Genomic DNA, 18638 nt, shown 5'->3' with positions numbered 1-18638 from the left:
AGCAACGTTCGGCAGTGGGTACGGTGTAGTGATACTGAATAAACGATTCGGGCGTCTGCGCCATGGATGGCGCGGCCGAGCCTACATGGATGTATTTACGGCGTCCCGTAGAGTTATTCGGTATCACTTCTTCTCATGATTTAATCACGGGCGGGAGTGAGACAAAAGCGCTCGATCAGATTGCGCAGAATATTCACGCACGGCTCTATCTGATCCAGTGCCATAAATTCATCGACCTGATGCGCCTGATCAATACTGCCCGGGCCCAGCACCACGGTTTCCATGCCCAGGTTCTGCAGAAACGGCGCCTCAGTGGCGTAGTTAACGGCCACGCTGGTGTATCCGGTGAGGCGTTCGGCTTCTTTAATTAGCGCGCTGTTTTCGCTTTCTGCAAAGGGTTCGACGCCAGGGAATAATTGCTCGAATGACATTTCTACATTGTTCTGCGCGGCAATCGGATTCATGCGTCGACGAATTTCTTCGCGCAGGTCGTCATTACTCATGCCCGGCAGAGCGCGTAAATCGAAAGCCAGTTCGCAGCTGCCGCAAATACGGTTTGGGTTGTCGCCACCGTGAATACAGCCAAGGTTGAGTGTCGGTGTTTGCACGGCAAAGTGCGCATCGCGATAATTCTCGGCCAGCTCAGCGCGCAGGTTTTTAAGTTCGCCCATAACTTCGTGCACGGCGTCCATGGCATTAATGCCCAGCGCCGGATTGGAAGAATGTCCGGCCCGGCCTGTTACCCGGATGCTATCCATGATGATGCCTTTGTGCATGCGCACCGGTCGCAGACTTGAAGGTTCGCCAATGACGGCATAACGACCACCGGGGCCGGTACTCTGACTCAGCGCGCGGGCGCCGCTCATTGAGCATTCTTCATCGGCGGTCGCGAGTATCATCAGCGGCTGGTGGAATGTTTTATCGCGAACCTGTTCTAACGCTTCCAGCGCAAGGGCAAAGAAGCCTTTCATATCGCAGGTGCCCAACCCGTAGAGTTTGCCGTCGCGCTCGGTCAGGGTGAATGGGTCTGATGTCCACTTTTCCGGGTTGCAGGGCACAGTATCGGTATGGCCACTCAGTACCAGGCCGCCCGGCCCGCGGCCGTAGGTGGCCAGCATGTTGAATTTCCCCGGATGGCCTTCAATCGGCATAATAGAAACTTCGAAACCGAGATCCCGGCACCAACCTGCCAGCAGGTTAATCACACCTTCATTACTTTGATCGTATTCGGGTAATACAGAGCTGATACTGTTCTCAGCGATCAGGGCCGAGAGCTTTTCGAGCGTGGAGGGCAGCGGCATGATGGCCTTATCCTTGATGATCTTAAACTGCAAAATACAGCGACATAAAACAATAGCGCGATGGCAAAAGAAATTGAACTGAAACTCAGGCTCCAGCCTGAAGATATCCCGGCGCTGGTCAGCTGGCTTGATAACGAAGCGACAGCAACAGGCCAGAAGACCCTGAACAACGATTATTTCGATACGCCTGAGTTGGCGCTTGCTGCCGCGCATTCAGCATTAAGAATACGTTCGACGAACTCGGGATTTGAACAGACGTTCAAGGCCCGGAGTCAGTCCAACAGTGCTGTTCAGATTCGTCACGAATGGAATTGGCCTTTGCCTGAAAGGCAGCTTGATCCATCGTTACTGGCGCTACCAGAGGTACAGGCGTGCTGGCCAGAACCGGCAGCAAGGGATCAGCTTCAGACGGTATTCAGTACCGATTTTGAACGTCGCAGCTGGCTATACACAGCTGCGGATGACTCAGAGATTGAGGTGGTTATCGATCAGGGCAGTATTCTTGCCAATGGTCAGTCTGAGCCGCTGTGTGAGCTGGAGCTAGAGTTAGTTTCAGGTGATGACACCGCAATGTGGCCGCTATCAGAAGCGCTGCACGACGTGGCACCCATGTGGCTGAGTGATATTTCCAAAGCCGAGCGTGGCTACCGCCTGGCTGGAGTCGGGTCTGCATTGTTTCACGGCGCAACAATTGATGCAGAGGGCGCCGGTTTGCCTGAGCTGGCGTTTGATCTGCAGCGGGCGCTTGAGTATTACCTTTGGAGTGATGGCGACTTACAGGCCATCTGGCAGTCAGGCTACCCCCTTGCGCGGCTTATGAGCAAAGAGAGTGTACTTTGGCAATTGCTCGACAAGAGCCTCGCTATGAAGTCAGAGCATCTGCTGAAGGATAAAGCAGCAGCTAAGGCACTAACGCGCGCGGTTCAGCAAGTGGCTGGAATGTGCACTGAGTCGCAGCCGGGCCGAGAAAGTATCCGAGATCGCTGGGACGAGGCTCGCAGCCAGGTAGGTGATGTGATTGAATGCAGTGAGACATCTTCGTTATCAGCTTCTTTGAAACAGTTACTAAAGGATTAATGCATGCAGGCGACGCCAGACCGGGTAATCAATCTGTCGACACTGGTGAGTGATCTACACCGCGATGGCCTGCTCACGGAAGACGATCACCAATTGGCCCTGACGATTCGCAGAGGAACGGATGAAGCCGCTCTGCACCCCCTGACCCTGATTGCCCGCCAGCGCTACAAAGATGCCCGCGCAGACGGCAAAGTGCTGACTGAGCACGCATTGATTGAATGGTTGGGTGAGCGTGAGTCGATGGATGTGATCAATATTGATCCACTTGAGATTAACGTATCTGCGGTAACTGAGGTGATGTCATACGCCTTCTCAGAGCGGCACAAAATCCTCGCGGTGAAAGTCAGTACTGATGAGGTGGTGGTGGCCTGTACCGATCCGGATTCATCAAGCTGGGTCGGTGACCTGGAACACGTGACCCGTCGCAATGTGAAACGGGTGTTAGCTTCGCCATCTGATATCAGTCGCTACCGGGTTGAGTTTTATCAGTTAGCAAATTCGGTCTCTAAGGCGCGCAAAGATCATTCTGGTATCAGCTCGGTGCAGAACCTGGAGTCGATGCTGGAGCTGGGCAAAGCGAAAGCGCCTGACGCCAACGATGAACATATCGTCAATATCGTGGACTGGTTACTGCAGTATGCCTTTGACCAGCGCGCCAGTGATATTCACCTTGAACCGCGTCGCGAGACAACGCACGTGCGTTTCCGTATTGATGGTGTTCTTCATAATGTCTACGAGTTACCAGCCGCAGTAGGTATGGCCGTGATTGCGCGGGTTAAGTCACTGGGGCGTATGAATATTGCTGAGAAGCGTAAGCCTCAGGACAGCCGCCTGAAGACTAAAACGCCCGAGGGTGATGAAGTCGAGCTGCGTCTGTCGACCTTGCCCACTGCTTTCGGCGAAAAAATGGTGATGCGTGTCTTTGACCCACAGGTGCTGATGCGCAGTTTCTCTGAAATGGGTTTCTCGCGTGAAGATCGCCGTCGCTGGTCTGAAATGACGGACAATAATCACGGCATTATCTTCGTTACCGGGCCGACCGGCTCGGGTAAAACGACCACCTTGTATTCGACACTGCGCCAGCTGGCGACCAGTGAAGTGAATGTATCGACCATCGAAGACCCGATTGAAATGGTTGAGCCTGCGTTTAACCAGATGCAGGTCAACCCAACGATTGACCTGACCTTTGCGTCAGGGGTGCGCGCTCTGCTGCGTCAGGACCCGGACATTATTATGGTGGGTGAGGTGCGCGACCTTGAGACGGCCGAGATTGCCGTACAGGCTGCGCTTACCGGACACCTTGTTCTGTCGACACTTCACACCAATGATGCGCCTTCGGCCTTTACTCGCTTACAGGAACTGGGACTGCCTGCTTACCTGATTCGCTCCAGTGTGATCGGTGTTATGGCCCAGCGCCTGGTGCGTACTTTGTGCCCACACTGCAAAGAAAAACAGCCTGTCGACGAGAAGGTCTGGAAGCAGCTGACCGCACCATGGCTCATGAAAACGCCAGAACACATCTATACTGCAAAAGGATGTCTGGAATGTCGTGGGACAGGTTACCTCGGGCGAATGGGGATATACGAAGTGATGCCTCTTTCAGAGTCTCTCGAGCCCCATATTAATGAATCAACGGATTACCAGAAGCTACGCCAGGCAGCGATGAAGGAAGGGATGCACAGCCTGCGCCTGAGTGGTGCTCATAAAGTCGCCGCAGGCATGACAACGATTGCAGAGGTCATGCGGGTCGCCCCAGCGAGCAGAGCGTTGTCTCAGTAGTTGAGAGCCGTAAAGGCAGTAAAATAGTCGCATTGAATAATCCGGCCTGAGCGTCCAGAATGCCGGCCTGAAATTAACGAGAATATGGCAGTTATTTGTGAGTAGTTCCCTTCCACCCATCATTGACGTCGAAGCCTCTGGATTTGGCCGGGGGAGTTTCCCCATCGAAATCGGCTTTGCTCTCGAAGACCGGGAAGTGCACAGCTATCTCATCAAGCCTGTCAGTCACTGGACGCACTGGTCAGAAGAGGCCGAAGCGATCCACGGCATCAGCCGCGACAAACTTGAGCAGGAAGGTCTGAGCATTCGTGATGTCGCCCTGCTACTCAATGAGCATCTTTTCAACAAAACACTTTATTCAGATGCATGGAGCTTTGACAGCTCCTGGATTGGTCGCCTGTTTGAAGAGGCGGAGCTGGTTCAACGCTTTCGCATCGAAACCATCAATAAACTTCTGACGATGGAAGAAATGGAGCGCTGGGCAGACACCAAATGCACACTCTGGAATGAGTTAGATGTCGACCGCCACCGCGCTGCCAATGATGTAAAGGTGTTGCAAGAGACATTCTTGCGGGTCGTTGGCGACATGTAACCTCCATCGGTCTGTCATTTGACTTTCGTGGCGCAAAAAATCTAGGTCTGGTGGTTTATATTGGGCCGTTTTTTATTCAATTACTCTAAATGACATCCCTAAATGTCATATCCCTGTGATTCACTTCTTCTCCGGTCTGGATAGACCACATTAAAAAAACAAAAATGAAGGAGACAATATGAGCATCTGGGTAACCTGGCCTGGCTTGGTGAAATTCGGGACGCTGGGTATTACTGCCGGCCTTCTTACGCTCGCCGTGGAACGAAATGAACTGTTTGAAAACAACCTGTTTGATTTCGAACGCTGGGATGAATACAACGCCGACATCGACTGTAATGAGCGCAGCCTGACTGCCCGTATGGAAGACGGTACCTGTAACATTCTTGAAAATCCTGCTGAGGGTTCAGCCAACCGTCGTTTCGGCCGTAACGTGGAGCTTGACGCAGCGCACGGCGAAACAGACACGTTGCTTAGCCCTAACCCTCGCGATATCAGTAACTCACTGATGGCTCGCGATGAATTTAAACCTGCACCTACGTTGAACTTTATCGCCGCAGCATGGATTCAGTTCATGACGCACGACTGGTTCAGTCACGGTGATGGTTCTACTACCGACTATATCGATGTTGAACTGCCTGCTGGCGACAGTCGCGGTACTGGCACAATGTCGATCCGTCGCACCCTCCCTGATCCGACACGCATCGCAGCTGAAGATGAAGCTGGCTTACCGGATGCTTACCTGAACGAGAATACTCACTGGTGGGATGGTTCTCAGATCTATGGCAGCAATCTGGAAACGCTGAATACACTGCGCGAATTCCAGGGCGGCCGTATGCTGGTGAACTCTGATGGGTCACTGCCTCGCGACTTTTTCTCAGGTGTGCCGAAAACCGGTTTCACTGATAACTGGTGGCTGGGTCTGAGTATGCTGCACCAGTTGTTCGTAAAAGAGCACAATGCGGTTGCAGAAATGCTGGCGGCGACTTACCCGGAAAAAGACGACCAGTGGCTGTTCGATAAAGCGCGTCTGGTAACCTCTGCCCTGATGGCTAAGATTCACACCGTTGAGTGGACGCCAGCCATCATTGCTAACCCAGTAACCGAGCGCGCGATGTACGCAAACTGGTGGGGTCTGGTTGGTAATGCTGAGGCACGTGATAAGTACGGTGCAGAATTCGACAAGCTGGCCGAAGATCTGGCGAAGTCTGATTCCTGGGTTCGTCGTATTCTCGGCCTCGATCCTAAAATGTCAGAAGCGCTGGATAACGGTAAAGCCATTGAATGGGCTGTGACTGGTCTGGCCGGTGCACGTAACTCTGATAATGCCGGTGTGCCATTCACACTGACCGAAGAGTTCGTCGCGGTTTACCGTATGCACCCACTGCTGCGTGACACCGTTGATGTCTATGACATCGGTTCAAACGTGGTATCTGAGAGCATCCCACTGACTGAAACCCGCGATGGCGATGCAGAAGATATTCTTGATGACCAGGGCGGCGACCGTCTGTGGTACTCCTTTGGTGTTACTCTGCCGGGTGCCCTGACTCTGCGTAACTATCCGGAATTCCTGCGTGACCTGTATGTACCGGGGCGTGGTGTGATTGACCTTGCAACCATCGATATCATTCGTGATCGTGAGCGCGGTGTACCTCGCTACAACGAGTTCCGTCGCCAGATTGGCCTGACCCCAATCAATGACTTCACTGATCTGACCGATGATGCTGAAATCGTTTCTGAACTACGTCGTCTGTACGACAACGATGTTGAGAAGATTGATGCGCTCGTAGGTCAGCTGGCTGAAACCGTTCGCCCTGAAGGCTTTGGCTTCGGTGAAACGGCGTTCCAGATTTTCATCATGAATGCGTCGCGTCGTATTATCGCTGACCGTTTTTATACCGCTGACTACAACCCTGAAACGTACACTCAGGAAGGTTATGACTGGGTAGAAAACACCACCATGGTTGATGTGCTTAAGCGTCATTATCCAGCACTGGATCTGTCTCTGGTGGGTGTTGATAACGCGTTCAAGCCTTGGGGTCTGAACATTCCTGCGGATTACGACAACTGGGCGGCGTGCGATAAGCAGTCACTGTTGTGGACCAACGGTGTGAAGCGTACTGAATATGCTGCGGATGAACGTCCTGAAATTCCACCGGTTGATATTGGTGGTCTGATCAGCAGTGTTATTTCTGACAAAGTGAAGTACGTAGGTGATGTTGCTCCTGTGGGGCACGCTAAGCCAATTCACCCACACGGTGCGATGGCAAAAGTGGCGTTTAATTCAACGGGTAACCACCCATACACTGGCGTATTCGAGGGCAACGAATGTGGCCTGCTGCGTCTGTCTGTAACGGGTGATCCGGCGGATCGCGGGTTTGCTCCTGGTTTTGCCTGGAAGACTCTGATTGACGGTCAGCCGTCTGAGAATATTTCAGCGCTGTATACCCTGTCAGGTCAGGCCGACAATCACGATTTCTTCGCTAACGAGCTGTCGAATTACGTGAGCCTTGAAGCGAATGACACACTGGGTTCAAGCCTGCTGTTCTCATTCGTGACCAGCAAACCAACCCTGGTTGTGGCAAACGCCATGGCAGAAACACAATCTGACGGTTCGGCAGAAGCCAGCCCTGTGTCGCCGACTCAGGTGTACTTCGTACCAACTGCCGAAGTACGTGGTCTTTTTGCTGAGGGCGAACATGACTTCCGTGATGACCTGCTGAGCCTGCCAGAAGGCACTAAGTTGTACGATGTTTATGCGACCGATATGGAGATTAAATCTTCTATCTGGCCTTCCCGTCAGCAACGCCTGCAGGATGAACGCCGTGACGATGCAGTTAAGATCGGTGAAATGGTTCTGACATCCGAGTTCACTACTTCAGTATTCGGTGACTCTGGCGTGTTCTTCAAGCACCAGCGTTACGAAGATCGTTAATACGTTGAACTATAAAAGGGCCGGGTATTCTCCCGGCCTTTTTTATGGGTTTTATTCTGATGAATCGGCCAGACGATTCAGTCCTGCTTGAAAAATCTTTTCTGGAGTCCGTGTTGCTCTTTGGTGCAAGTCAGGTATTTCGCGCTTTCTTCTAAAGCGTCGTCCGGGTTCAGCCGTACTTTCTGTATGCGAACGAAGTAACCTTCTCTTAATAAATTCTATAAAAATCATAACGTTATGAATTTTCCTGCCTGAGCTGACGAATCTGGCATAAGAGTCGCTATGTATCTTGTATACAAGTATGAATTCAATGGCGGTTGGCATGACAGAAGTAACGACAGGAATTGGCTGGAATCTGAATGACTGGGGCCGGGCGTACCGGAATGGCGCTGATGCGCGCGGACTTCTTCTGTCTACCCGGAACGCCATTGCAGCAGATGAGCTGGATGCGAATGGATTACCCCGGCGTGGTAGTGCTTGGATTGCACTCGCCAGCGAGGAGCAGCTTACTAAGCAGATCAGTTATCTCGAAAGTCTGAAAGCGTCCGCCGAGGAGGAGGGAACAGTCCTTCCTCTTTATGGTGTTCCGTTTGCGGTGAAAGACAATATTGATGCTGCGGACTTTCACACCACAGCGGCGTGCCCTGAATATGCCTACGAGCCGGATGACGATGCGTTTGTTGTTCAGCTTCTGCGCAAAGCAGGCGCCATCGTTATGGGGAAAACCAACCTCGATCAGTTCGCAACCGGACTGGTTGGTACTCGCTCGCCCTACGGTGCTGTGAATAACGCATTTAATCCTGAATATATTTCTGGCGGCTCAAGTTCTGGTTCAGCGACTGCGGTTGCAAAGGGCCAGGTGGCGTTTGCACTGGGTACCGATACCGCCGGTTCTGGACGGGTGCCTGCGGGCTTCAATCATATCGTTGGTTTAAAAGCGACCGTGGGCGCTATCAGTGCTTCGGGCGTTGTACCAGCATGCCGAAGCCTTGATTGCGTTTCGGTCTTTGCACTCAACAGCCGCGATGCCGAGCGCATTTACGAAATTGCTGCGCAATTTGATCCGGCAGATGGTTATGCCCGCTCACGTACTATGGTGCGTAATGAGCGTATCCAGACATTGGGTGTTCCCGCCGATGCTCCATGGTTTGGAGACGACGTACAAAAAGCGGCGTATGAAAAAGCCTGTGAGCAGGCTGTTGATGCAGGCTTCGAGTTAAAAACAATCGACTTCACGCCCTTGTTTGAGCTGGCCAGCCTTTTATATCAGGGCCCATGGGTGGCCGAACGCTATGCGGCTGTCGGCGAGTTTCTGAAACAGGATTTACCGGGTATTAATCCGGTCGTAAAAAACATCATTGCTGGTGGCGTTGACGGTACGGCCGTCGATGCATTTAAAGCAGAGTATCGTCGCAAAGATCTGGTGCGCCAGATACAGAGTATTTTTAAAACCGTGGATGCGTTATTCGTTCCCACTGCTCCTCGATTTCCGACGATGGCTGACGTTGATGCCGCGCCGGTCGAGGTCAATAGTCAGTTAGGCACTTACACAAACTTCGTCAATCTGGCCGACCTCTGTGCCTTGTCGTTGCCTGCGCATATGCGTACTGATGGTTTACCGTTTGGGATTACTGTTATTGCACCTGGATGGCACGAGCTGGCTCTGACCAACTTTGCTGGTCAGTGGCAGTCACACCTTGGTTTAGCGGAAGCACCTGTGATGCTGGGTAAGAAAGACGATGCCTCTGTAGTCGTTGCCGTGGTGGGTGCCCATCTGACCGGGATGCCTCTGAATCATCAGCTGACCAGTCGTCACGCGACCTTGTTGGAACAGACACTCACCGCCAACAAGTATCAGCTCTATGCCCTCGCAAATACAGTACCTCCGAAGCCAGGTCTGGTGCGCCTGAACGAAGAAGATCTGAAATGCGGCAAGGTTGCAGGGAATCAATTAATCGTCGAGCTGTGGCGTTTAGATCAGGCGGCCTTTGGTTCTTTCGTTGAAGAAATCCCGCAGCCGCTTGGCATTGGAACTCTTGAGCTGGAAGACGGCCGTCTGGTGAAAGGCTTTATCTGCGAACCAGAGGCGGTGGCGAGCGCAACGAATATCAGTCACCTCGGCGGCTGGCGGGCCTATATCTCATCACTGAACGCATAAGGTCATGCTGTGAACCTTGCCGAGAAAGTATATCGACAGCTGAAAGAAGATATTTTCGACTTCAGAATGCTACCCGGAGATCGCTTCAGTGAAAGTGAAGTCGCCGAGCGTATGCAGGCGTCCCGAACACCCGTCAGGGAAGCCTTGTATCGCCTGGAGCGCGATGGGTATGTGCAGGTGTACTTCCGTAATGGTTGGCAGGTCAGACCTTTTGATTTCCGGTATTTCGAAGAGCTTTACGATGTCCGCATTGTGCTGGAGTGTGAAGTGGTTCGCCGCCTGTGTATGGAATCAGACCGGGCGGAACGCTTAGCGGGGCTGGTGACCATCTGGTGCTGTAAGCCCTCACAAAGGCAGGTTGATCCTGTTGATGTGGCGTTCCTGGATGAGGAATTTCACTTTGGACTATTGGAGTGTGGCCAGAACAAGCAAATGGAAGCCATACATAAAGACGTATGTGAGCGTCTGAGAATTGTACGACGGTTAGATTTTTACGAGCCTGGACGTATACAGGCAACCTACGAAGAGCACAGCAGTATTTTAGACGCGATACTTTCTGCGGATAGCTCTCGTGCAACGCGAGAGCTTACGAGACATATCGAGCTCAGCCGTAATACGGTCCGTGATATTACTGTGCACAGAATTCAGGAAGCGCGACAAAGATACTCCACCGACTTATCAAGGAAATAGATATGCACGCTTTCAAGGCAAAAAAACCAACTCACTGAGCACTATTGGTGCGACTTATTTTCTGAAGACCGGAAATGCCCCTCTGGGGGGCACCCTTTGCCAGAAATTGCCGAAAAATAAGGCATAAAAACTGGTACGGCGATTGCTCTAGTTAGATCGGTTTTATAGTTGCCCGCTCTTACACACCCTCAAGAGAAGAGTCGAGGCCGGACATAATCCTGACCATAAAAAGGAAATAATTATGAAAAAAGTAAGTCTCAAAACTCTGATTAAAGCATCACAGATTATTGGTATGACAGCGATGGCTGCAGGCGTAAGCATTGCGAATGCAGCAGATGACACCATTAAAGTCGGAGTTCTGCACTCTCTGTCGGGTACTATGGCAATTTCAGAAACTACTCTGAAAGACACTGTTCTTATGATGATTGAAGAACAGAATAAGAAAGGCGGTCTGCTGGGTAAAAAGCTTGAGCCAGTGGTTGTCGACCCAGCCTCTAACTGGCCTCTGTTTGCGGAAAAAACCCGTGAACTTCTGGAAAAAGAAGACGTTGATGTGATCTTCGGTTGCTGGACTTCAGTATCCCGTAAATCGGTTCTGCCAGTTGTGGAAGAGCTGAATGGTCTGATGTTCTACCCGGTTCAGTATGAAGGTGAAGAATCTTCTTACAACGTATTCTATACCGGTGCTGCACCAAACCAGCAGGCAATTCCTGCGGTTGATTATCTGATAAACGATCTCGGTGTTGAGCGCTTTGTACTTGCGGGTACTGACTATGTTTACCCACGTACGACCAACAAAATTCTTGAGTCTTACCTGAAGTCAAAAGGCGTTTCTGAAAAAGACATTATGGTGAACTACACGCCATTTGGTCACAGCGACTGGCAGACTATTGTTTCTGATATCAAAAAGTTTGGCGCCGCAGGTAAGAAAACAGCGGTTGTTTCTACCATTAACGGTGATGCAAACGTTCCTTTCTACAAAGAACTGGCAAACCAGGGCGTAGCCTCTGAAGAAATTCCAGTTGTTGCTTTTTCTGTAGGTGAAGAAGAACTGTCAGGTTTTGATACTGAGCCACTGGTTGGTCACCTGGCTGCATGGAACTACTTCCAGAGTGCGGAAAGTGAAGCCAACGATGAGTTTATTGCTGCATGGCACAACTACATCGGCGATGAAGACCGTGTAACTAACGACCCAATGGAAGCGACTTACATCGGTTTCAGTATGTGGGCCGAAGCGGTTGAAAAAGCAGGCTCTGCTGATGTCGATAAAGTACGCTCTGCAATGTATGGCATCGAAGTACCTAACCTGACAGGTGGTACTGCGGTAATGAACGAAAACCACCACTTGTCTAAGCCGGTACTGATCGGTGAAATTCAGGAAGATGGTCAGTTCGAAATCGTATGGGCTACGGACGAAGAAGTGGAAGGTGACGCATGGACGGATTACCTGCCAGAAAGTGCAAACCTGATCTCAGACTGGACTGCACCTATTAACTGCGGAAACTACAACACCTCAACGAAAACCTGTGGTGGTTCGGCGGTTGCAGGCGAGTAATTCGCTGGCAGCGGAATAGAGTGCGGTAAAACGCGCTCTATCGCAGTTCGTAACAAGGACAGGCAGGGAAATTCTTTCCTGCTTCTCTCAAAATTCCCGGTGATAATTATGTTTTCTGTATTGATACGGACGGCCGTGCTGTTCGCATTTGTTTTGTATACTGTGGTGGTGGCAGGGGCTGAAGCATCACCTATGAAGCCCAACACAGCGTTACACGCCGTTGCTCAAGAATTAATTGATGCAGGGTATCGAGAAAAGCAGGCAGTGACTGAACGCCTGACAACCATCGATGACCCTAAAACGCTTCTCTTTATGCAGATCATGGTCGAAGGTGACCTGTATTACCGCAAAGACGATCGTGTCGTCGTAATTAAGGGCGATGATGCGGTAACGACATTTTTCAGTGGTGAGGAAGTCACTCTGGAAAGTAAGCGTGATATAAAAAAAATCAGTGTAAATAATAAGCTTCGTGTATTACTCAGAAGTGGTATCGCTCGCCTCCAGATCTTTTCAGATGACCCTGAAATGCGAATGCAGGCCGCGGTTAATTTGTTGAAGTCGGCAGAAGACCTTGATCAGACGACGCTTGAAGAAGCGCTGGATAAAGAAGAAAACTCAGACGTTCGGGACGTTCTTCTTCTCGTGAAGGGCATACGAATGCTGGAAGCAGATACTGAAAAAGAGCGTCTGCAAGGAGTGAGTTATCTGTCTGGGTCGTTATATCCGGATGTCCGCGGAGCGCTGGCTAACTATCGCCGTGCTGCTGAAGCAGATTCCCGGACCGAAGAAATTCAGGCCGCAGACGAAGCACTCAAGAAGATCGAAAGTCTGCTGTCACTGAACAGCGTTGCAGAAAATCTCTATTTTGGCCTGGCACTCGGTGCTGTCCTGCTACTCGCGGCCATTGGTCTTGCGATTACATTTGGTGTGATGGGTGTGATCAATATGGCTCACGGCGAAATGATCATGCTGGGTGCCTACACTACCTACGTTGTTCAACAGTTGATGCCGGACCATATTGGCATGTCACTGGCCGTTGCTGTACCTGCAGCATTTCTGGTGAGCGGTCTGGTGGGCGTCGCTATCGAGCGTGGTGTTATCCGCCATCTCTATGGGCGTCCATTGGAAACTCTGCTTGCGACCTTCGGTATCAGCCTGGTGCTGCAACAGGCGGTACGCTCAATCTTCAGCCCTCTGAATCGTGAAGTAGCTACGCCTGACTGGATGGCGGGTACTTTCATGATCAATCCAGCGCTTGAGCTGACCTTTAACCGTTTATACATCATCATTTTCAGCCTGATGGTTCTGGCTTTGCTGGCACTCATTCTGAAGCGCACTCTGTTTGGATTGCAGATGCGTGCAGTCACCATGAACCGCCCGATGGCGAGCTCTATGGGGATTCGCACGGGCTGGGTTGATGCACTGACATTTGGCTTGGGCTCAGGTATCGCCGGTATTGCAGGCGTTGCCCTGTCACAGTTGACTAACGTGGGGCCGAACATGGGGCAGGCGTACATTATCGACTCCTTTATGGTCGTCGTATTCGGCGGTGTGGGTAACCTCTGGGGCACTTTGGTCGGTGCTATGTCTCTGGGTGTTGTTAATAAGCTACTGGAGCCGTGGGCCGGTGCCGTCGTCGCAAAAATTCTCGTACTGATATTTATTATTCTGTTTATCCAGAAGCGTCCTCGTGGGTTGTTTGCCCTCAAGGGTCGCGCTGCGGATATGGGTTAAGGAGCGCATGATGAAACAGGAAATTAAAGGCGGTCCACTTACCCGGTTGATTATGAACGATGTCGCTGGCCGTCGCATGATGATGATCATTCTTGCGATTGCCATCATCGTACCTTTCTGCAACCTGGTCTTCCCGGAAGGATCGGCCCTGCATGTATCTACCTACACAATGACTTTGTTAGGTAAATATCTTTGCTACGCACTGCTCGCGGTATCCGTTGATTTAATCTGGGGATATTGCGGTATTTTAAGTCTGGGTCACGGGGCATTTTTTGCGCTTGGCGGTTATGCGATGGGCATGTATCTGATGCGTCAGATCGGTGACCGTGGTGTCTATGCTAATCCTGATCTGCCAGATTTTATGGTGTTCCTGAACTGGACCGAGGTGCCATGGTACTGGTTCGGTTTTGATCAGTTCTGGTTTGCTATGGTGATGGTTCTCGCCGTACCGGGTATTCTGGCGTTCGTCTTTGGTGCATTGGCATTCCGTTCGCGGGTTACCGGGGTCTACCTTTCCATTATTACCCAGGCGCTGACGTATGCCCTGATGTTGGCGTTCTTCCGTAACGATATGGGCTTCGGTGGTAATAACGGCCTGACTGACTTTAAGGATATTTTAGGCTTTGATCTACAGGCTGATTCGACGCGTGCCGCGCTCTTCTTTGCGTCCGGGATTGCTTTGATTCTCGGTTATTTAATCAGCCGCTTTATCGTGACCTCTAAGCTCGGACGAGTTCTGGTCGCAATCAGAGACAGTGAGTCACGGGCGCGATTCTTAGGTTATCGCGTTGAATGGTACAAGCTGTTTGTGTTTGTCGTCTCAGCGATGCTGGCAGGCGTAGCGGGTGCCTTATATGTTCCTCAGGTTGGCATTATCAATCCGGGTGAGTTTGCTCCGATTAATTCAATCGAGATGATTATCTGGGTAGCCGTCGGTGGTCGTGGAACCTTGTTTGGCGCCGTCATCGGGGCCGTACTGGTGAACTACGCCAAGACCTATTTTACCGGTGCTTTTGCCGAACTGTGGCTGTTTATGCTGGGTGGTTTGTTTGTATTGACGACTCTGTATCTGCCAAAAGGTGTCGTTGGTTTGTGGGCACAAATGAAAGACAAATTTATGTCTTCTGGCGGTGGTGGTAACAGTGGAATCACTACAGGTTCGAGCTCTGGAAAAAGTAGCGATCAGAAGACCAGCAAAGAAGCGGAGGGTAATGCATGAGCCTCGCAAAAACGAAACATATCGAGCAGCCGACCGTTCTGTATATGGATGGTGTGAGCGTCAGTTTTGATGGCTTTAAGGCTTTGAATTCCCTGTCACTCTTTATCGAGCCAGGAGAAATGCGCGCAATTATCGGCCCGAACGGTGCCGGTAAAACCACCATGATGGATGTCATCACAGGCAAGACCCGCCCCGACGAAGGGAGGATTCTGTTTAACGATGAACTCGACCTGACGCGTTACGACGAAGCGCAGGTAGCGAATATGGGCGTTGGTCGTAAGTTTCAGAAACCAAGCGTGATTGAGAGTCTGACAGTCTTCGAAAACCTCGAAATGTCGTTAAAAGGTGGTCGCTCAGTCTGGCAGGCGCTGACCCATAAACTGACAGGCGCAAAGCAGGATAAAATCGACGAAATTCTATCCATGATTGACCTGAAAGATCGCCTTTACGAAGACGCCGGTAGTCTGTCACATGGCCAGAAGCAGTGGCTTGAGATTGGCATGCTATTAGGTCAGGAGCCTGAGCTGCTACTAATCGACGAGCCAGCCGCGGGCATGACGGATGAAGAAACCATGAAAACGGCTGAGCTGTTTAAAGAGCTTTCAAAGAAACACTCTTTAATGGTGGTCGAGCACGACATGGACTTTATTGAAGCCCTGGATTGTCGTGTGACGGTACTGCACGAGGGCTCGGTACTCGCCGAAGGCAGTCTGGCGAATGTGAAGAATAACCAGCAGGTTATCGAAGTGTATCTGGGGCGCTGATATGTTGAATGTAACGGATTTAAATGTTTCTTACGGTGCTAGTCAGGCGCTTTACAACGTCAGCCTTAACGCAGACGTGGGCAAAGTGACCTGTGTTCTGGGACGTAATGGTGTTGGTAAAACCACCCTGATGAAATCACTGGCCGGGCACCTTGCACCGGGTTCCGGTGACATCTCCTGGGACGGTAAAAGTATCATGAAACTTGCACCCTACGACCGGGCTAAACAAGGTATCGCGTTTGTGCCACAGGGGCGCGATATTTTTCCGCAATTGACGGTAGAAGAGAACTTGCAGACCGCGTTCTCAGCGGTGCCGCGCTCACAGCGCTTTATCGACCCTGAAGTCTTCTCACTGTTCCCCGTTTTGCAGCAGATGCTCAAGCGCCGGGGGGGTGACCTCTCTGGTGGCCAGCAACAGCAGCTAGCGATTGCACGCGCATTACTGCTGCGACCTAAAATGCTGATTCTTGATGAACCGACCGAAGGTATTCAGCCTTCCATCATTAAAGACATTGGTCGCGTCATTAAACTATTACGCGATCGCGGTGATATGGCGATTGTTCTTGTTGAACAGTACCTCGATTTTGCCAAAGAACTCGCTGATGAATTTATTATTCTTGAGCGGGGGAGAGTAGTGAGTCAGGGGACGGGTGAAGAGTTGGAGCACTCCGAGGAAGCGAAGGAGCTTCTGGCTATTTAATGGTAGCCACTGGCGTGGGGGCGCTTCTTTAGCTGCCGCTAGGGTTTTATTGCCCTGTTTGGGGACCTTGTCCCCGGGCGGGCGGCCCCTCCCCTGCTTCGCGCTTTCTGGGCCGTATTTCCTTCACAGAACTTGAGAACCCTCGCAACGGGCCAATGCAGCATCCCTGCTGCCAGGCCCTTGCCCGGCATCCATGCCGGAGCCATGCGGGCTTCTCCTCGTTCTCCTCGTTCTGCTCGGCGGCCCCAGAGGCGCAGATATTGAGTCGGCTATATCGAATTTTTAAACGTGTATTGGTAAAGCCGTTAACGTCTGTGATGCGCAGTGCGCACCTTACAGGTTAATCTGGCATTGCAGGGGGGCACTGCCCACCAACAGTTTTGCGGATTAATTAACGGACGTATTTAAAGTTATTTGTGCGGAATCACCATGCGCCTCTGGGGCCGCTGGGATTTACGCCAGCTTTGAAGGCAACGTGAGGCAGGATGCCGAGCGAGGCTCCATACGGGCATGGATGCCCGCCGGAGCTGTTTGCCGGAGAAGCCAGTAAATATCAGGAATACGGCCCAGAAAGCGCGAAGCAGGGGAGGGGCTGCCCGCCCGGGGACAAGGTCCCCAAACAGGGCAATAGAACCCTAGCGGCAGCCAAAAAAGCCCGCCCGTGCGAGCGGCTATGAACAGGGCATTAAGGCCTTAGCGTCAGCTAAAGAAGTACCCCGCGCAAGCGGCTGCAACTACAGCGGCCGCAGAATCAGCGGCCAAAAACAAAAAAGCGGCCATCAGGCCGCTTCTTCAGAGCACTAGCAGATCACTCTGCTTCTAACTTAGCCACTCGCTCTTCCAGCTCCGCCAGTCGTGCACTGGTACGACGCAGCACTTCTGCCTGCACATCGAACTCTTCACGTGTCACCAGGTTGGCATTAGTAATCAGGCTCTGTAACTGAGACTGCAGGGCCAGCTTCAGGTCAGATGACAGGCTGGCAAACGGGCTCTTTTCCAGCATTTCTTCGAGTCGGCTCTTAATCGCATCGGGTTTCATAATTTACCTCCGGAAGGGTTTTGGCGCAGTGTACCAGAAAGGGCAAAGGGGATAATTTCAATTACTGCACTTAAATAGTGCAAACCGTCGGAAAGGTGTGCAATAAATGGGTGCTGGTTTTGGCTGCGTGCCCTCTTTTGGTTGCGTCAATGACTGTAAAAGTCCGCATATTTTTACTAAGTCATTGATTTAAAAGGGTATATCAAAAGTTGGCACACACCCTGCTATAACCGAGTGACAGAAAGATATCGGTGCGAATTGCCCATATCGACCAAATTGAAAGATCAACAGCTAAAAAAACCGTAATAGGAAAAAGAACGATGAAAAAACTGACTAAAGCAATCGCTCTCGCTGGTGTAATGACTACAGGTCTGACTGGTGCTCAATTGGCTCAGGCTGAAGTAGATGTATCTGCATCTGCAGCGGTAGCAAACATGTACTTGTGGCGTGGTACTAACCTGGGCTCTCCTGGTGTTCCTGCTGTATCTGGTGATTTATCTGTAAGCTCTGGTGGTGCTTATGGTGGTGTTTGGGCGTCAAGTGGCGATACTTCAGCAGGAACAGAGTTTGACCTGTATGTTGGTTACGGTGGTGAAGTAGAAGATTTCTCTTATGACATCTCTGCTTGGACCTATGTTTACCCAGGTAGCCCAGATGATGAAGACACCCTTGCTGATGAGTCAGAGAGTAACTTGGGTGAGTTGTCAGAGCTGATCTTGTCTCTTGGTTATGCAGGAGCGTCTTTCTCTTATTACTACCCGCTGGCTGGTGATGGTAATGATGACTACAGCTACATGACCCTTGGTTATGGTATAGACGCATACAGCGCGACCATCGGTATTTCTGATGATGAAGGTGAAGACGCAGATTACGTTCACCTTGATCTGAGCTACGCATACAACGACAACATTTCTTTCACGCTTAGCAAGGTTATTGATAAAACCGATGCTGAAGACTTCGACAGTGCTGATTCAGAAGAGATCGATGACGATCTATTGGTAGTTGTTTCATACAGCCTGCCTATCGACCTGTAAAAAGCATACAATAGCCCGTGCCCCCGCACGGGCTATCTGTAACCTTATCTAAATTACGAAAGGG

The 18638-nt window shown here is 51.2% G+C and carries 14 protein-coding genes; 12 read left to right on the top strand and 2 right to left on the bottom strand.

Features of this window, described 5'->3' with window-relative positions; all coding sequences use genetic code 11:
- Positions 1-140: 140 nt before the first annotated feature.
- Entirely contained in the window at positions 141-1301 is a 1161-nt protein-coding gene (argE, locus tag BW941_RS03140; protein ID WP_076514234.1) for an acetylornithine deacetylase, read from the bottom strand.
- Positions 1302-1361: 60 nt separating this feature from the next.
- Here argE and BW941_RS03135 point away from each other — a divergent pair, with 60 nt between their 5' ends.
- From BW941_RS03135 to urtE, 11 genes are all read left to right on the top strand, one after another.
- Entirely contained in the window at positions 1362-2378 is a 1017-nt protein-coding gene (locus tag BW941_RS03135) for a CYTH domain-containing protein (RefSeq protein ID WP_076514233.1), read from the top strand.
- 3 nt (positions 2379-2381) lie between these two features.
- Positions 2382-4157 carry a type IV pilus assembly ATPase TfpB gene (gene tfpB, locus BW941_RS03130; RefSeq protein WP_076514232.1) on the top strand — a complete coding sequence of 592 codons (1776 nt, stop codon included), beginning with the start codon at positions 2382-2384 and terminating at the stop codon, positions 4155-4157.
- A 97-nt stretch (positions 4158-4254) separates the two neighbouring features.
- The gene (locus tag BW941_RS03125) at positions 4255-4749 is read left to right on the top strand and encodes a 3'-5' exonuclease (protein WP_076514231.1); all 495 of its coding nucleotides are present in this window, start codon (positions 4255-4257) and stop codon (positions 4747-4749) included.
- 178 nt (positions 4750-4927) lie between these two features.
- Complete coding sequence (locus tag BW941_RS03120; protein WP_076514230.1) at positions 4928-7681, top strand: peroxidase family protein; 2754 nt, start codon at positions 4928-4930, stop codon at positions 7679-7681.
- 322 nt (positions 7682-8003) lie between these two features.
- The gene (gene atzF / locus BW941_RS03115) at positions 8004-9839 is read left to right on the top strand and encodes an allophanate hydrolase (RefSeq protein ID WP_175607854.1); all 1836 of its coding nucleotides are present in this window, start codon (positions 8004-8006) and stop codon (positions 9837-9839) included.
- A gap of 9 nt (positions 9840-9848) precedes the next feature.
- The gene (locus BW941_RS03110; RefSeq protein ID WP_076514228.1) at positions 9849-10529 is read left to right on the top strand and encodes a GntR family transcriptional regulator; all 681 of its coding nucleotides are present in this window, start codon (positions 9849-9851) and stop codon (positions 10527-10529) included.
- A gap of 292 nt (positions 10530-10821) precedes the next feature.
- Positions 10822-12084: an urea ABC transporter substrate-binding protein gene (gene urtA / locus BW941_RS03105; RefSeq protein WP_076514542.1), complete on the top strand. Its 1263-nt coding sequence runs from the start codon at positions 10822-10824 to the stop codon at positions 12082-12084.
- 108 nt (positions 12085-12192) lie between these two features.
- Positions 12193-13818: an urea ABC transporter permease subunit UrtB gene (gene urtB, locus BW941_RS03100; RefSeq protein ID WP_076514227.1), complete on the top strand. Its 1626-nt coding sequence runs from the start codon at positions 12193-12195 to the stop codon at positions 13816-13818.
- An 82-nt stretch (positions 13819-13900) separates the two neighbouring features.
- Positions 13901-15037 (top strand): urea ABC transporter permease subunit UrtC, encoded by a 1137-nt coding sequence (gene urtC / locus BW941_RS03095; RefSeq protein WP_436286949.1) that lies wholly within the window; start codon positions 13901-13903, stop codon positions 15035-15037.
- A complete protein-coding gene (urtD, locus tag BW941_RS03090) occupies positions 15034-15801 on the top strand; it encodes an urea ABC transporter ATP-binding protein UrtD (RefSeq protein WP_076514226.1) in 768 nt (255 codons plus the stop codon). Before urtC ends, urtD begins: the two co-directional genes overlap by 4 nt.
- Position 15802: 1 nt before the next feature.
- Positions 15803-16501, top strand: coding sequence for an urea ABC transporter ATP-binding subunit UrtE (urtE, locus tag BW941_RS03085; protein ID WP_068441783.1), 699 nt, complete (start codon positions 15803-15805; stop codon positions 16499-16501).
- A gap of 808 nt (positions 16502-17309) precedes the next feature.
- Here the strand turns inward: urtE and BW941_RS03075 are convergent.
- On the bottom strand, positions 17310-17540 hold the full coding sequence (locus BW941_RS03075; RefSeq protein WP_068442784.1) for an accessory factor UbiK family protein: 231 nt from the start codon (positions 17538-17540) through the stop codon (positions 17310-17312).
- 320 nt (positions 17541-17860) lie between these two features.
- Here BW941_RS03075 and BW941_RS03070 point away from each other — a divergent pair, with 320 nt between their 5' ends.
- Positions 17861-18574 carry a TorF family putative porin gene (locus BW941_RS03070; RefSeq protein ID WP_076514224.1) on the top strand — a complete coding sequence of 238 codons (714 nt, stop codon included), beginning with the start codon at positions 17861-17863 and terminating at the stop codon, positions 18572-18574.
- The last annotated feature ends 64 nt before the right edge of the window (positions 18575-18638 follow it).

The organism is Thalassolituus maritimus, from assembly GCF_900156675.1.
Taxonomy (GTDB): domain Bacteria; phylum Pseudomonadota; class Gammaproteobacteria; order Pseudomonadales; family Oceanobacteraceae; genus Thalassolituus; species Thalassolituus maritimus.
Note: the sequence above shows the minus strand (reverse complement) of the source record. Positions and strands in the feature narration are given on the sequence as shown.

Bases quoted from the DNA above. Each gene is read 5' to 3' on its own strand.
- atzF (WP_175607854.1), top strand. From the start codon at position 8,004: ATGACAGAAGTAACGACAGGAATTGGCTGGAATCTGAATGACTGGGGC.
- urtA (WP_076514542.1), top strand. From the start codon at position 10,822: ATGACAGCGATGGCTGCAGGCGTAAGCATTGCGAATGCAGCAGATGAC.
- tfpB (WP_076514232.1), top strand. From the start codon at position 2,382: ATGCAGGCGACGCCAGACCGGGTAATCAATCTGTCGACACTGGTGAGT.
- urtC (WP_436286949.1), top strand. From the start codon at position 13,901: ATGATCATTCTTGCGATTGCCATCATCGTACCTTTCTGCAACCTGGTC.
- BW941_RS03120 (WP_076514230.1), top strand. From the start codon at position 4,928: ATGAGCATCTGGGTAACCTGGCCTGGCTTGGTGAAATTCGGGACGCTG.
- BW941_RS03135 (WP_076514233.1), top strand. From the start codon at position 1,362: ATGGCAAAAGAAATTGAACTGAAACTCAGGCTCCAGCCTGAAGATATC.
- argE (WP_076514234.1), bottom strand. From the start codon at position 1,301: ATGCCGCTGCCCTCCACGCTCGAAAAGCTCTCGGCCCTGATCGCTGAG.
- BW941_RS03075 (WP_068442784.1), bottom strand. From the start codon at position 17,540: ATGAAACCCGATGCGATTAAGAGCCGACTCGAAGAAATGCTGGAAAAG.
- BW941_RS03070 (WP_076514224.1), top strand. From the start codon at position 17,861: ATGAAAAAACTGACTAAAGCAATCGCTCTCGCTGGTGTAATGACTACA.
- urtD (WP_076514226.1), top strand. From the start codon at position 15,034: ATGAGCCTCGCAAAAACGAAACATATCGAGCAGCCGACCGTTCTGTAT.
- urtE (WP_068441783.1), top strand. From the start codon at position 15,803: ATGTTGAATGTAACGGATTTAAATGTTTCTTACGGTGCTAGTCAGGCG.
- urtB (WP_076514227.1), top strand. From the start codon at position 12,193: ATGTTTTCTGTATTGATACGGACGGCCGTGCTGTTCGCATTTGTTTTG.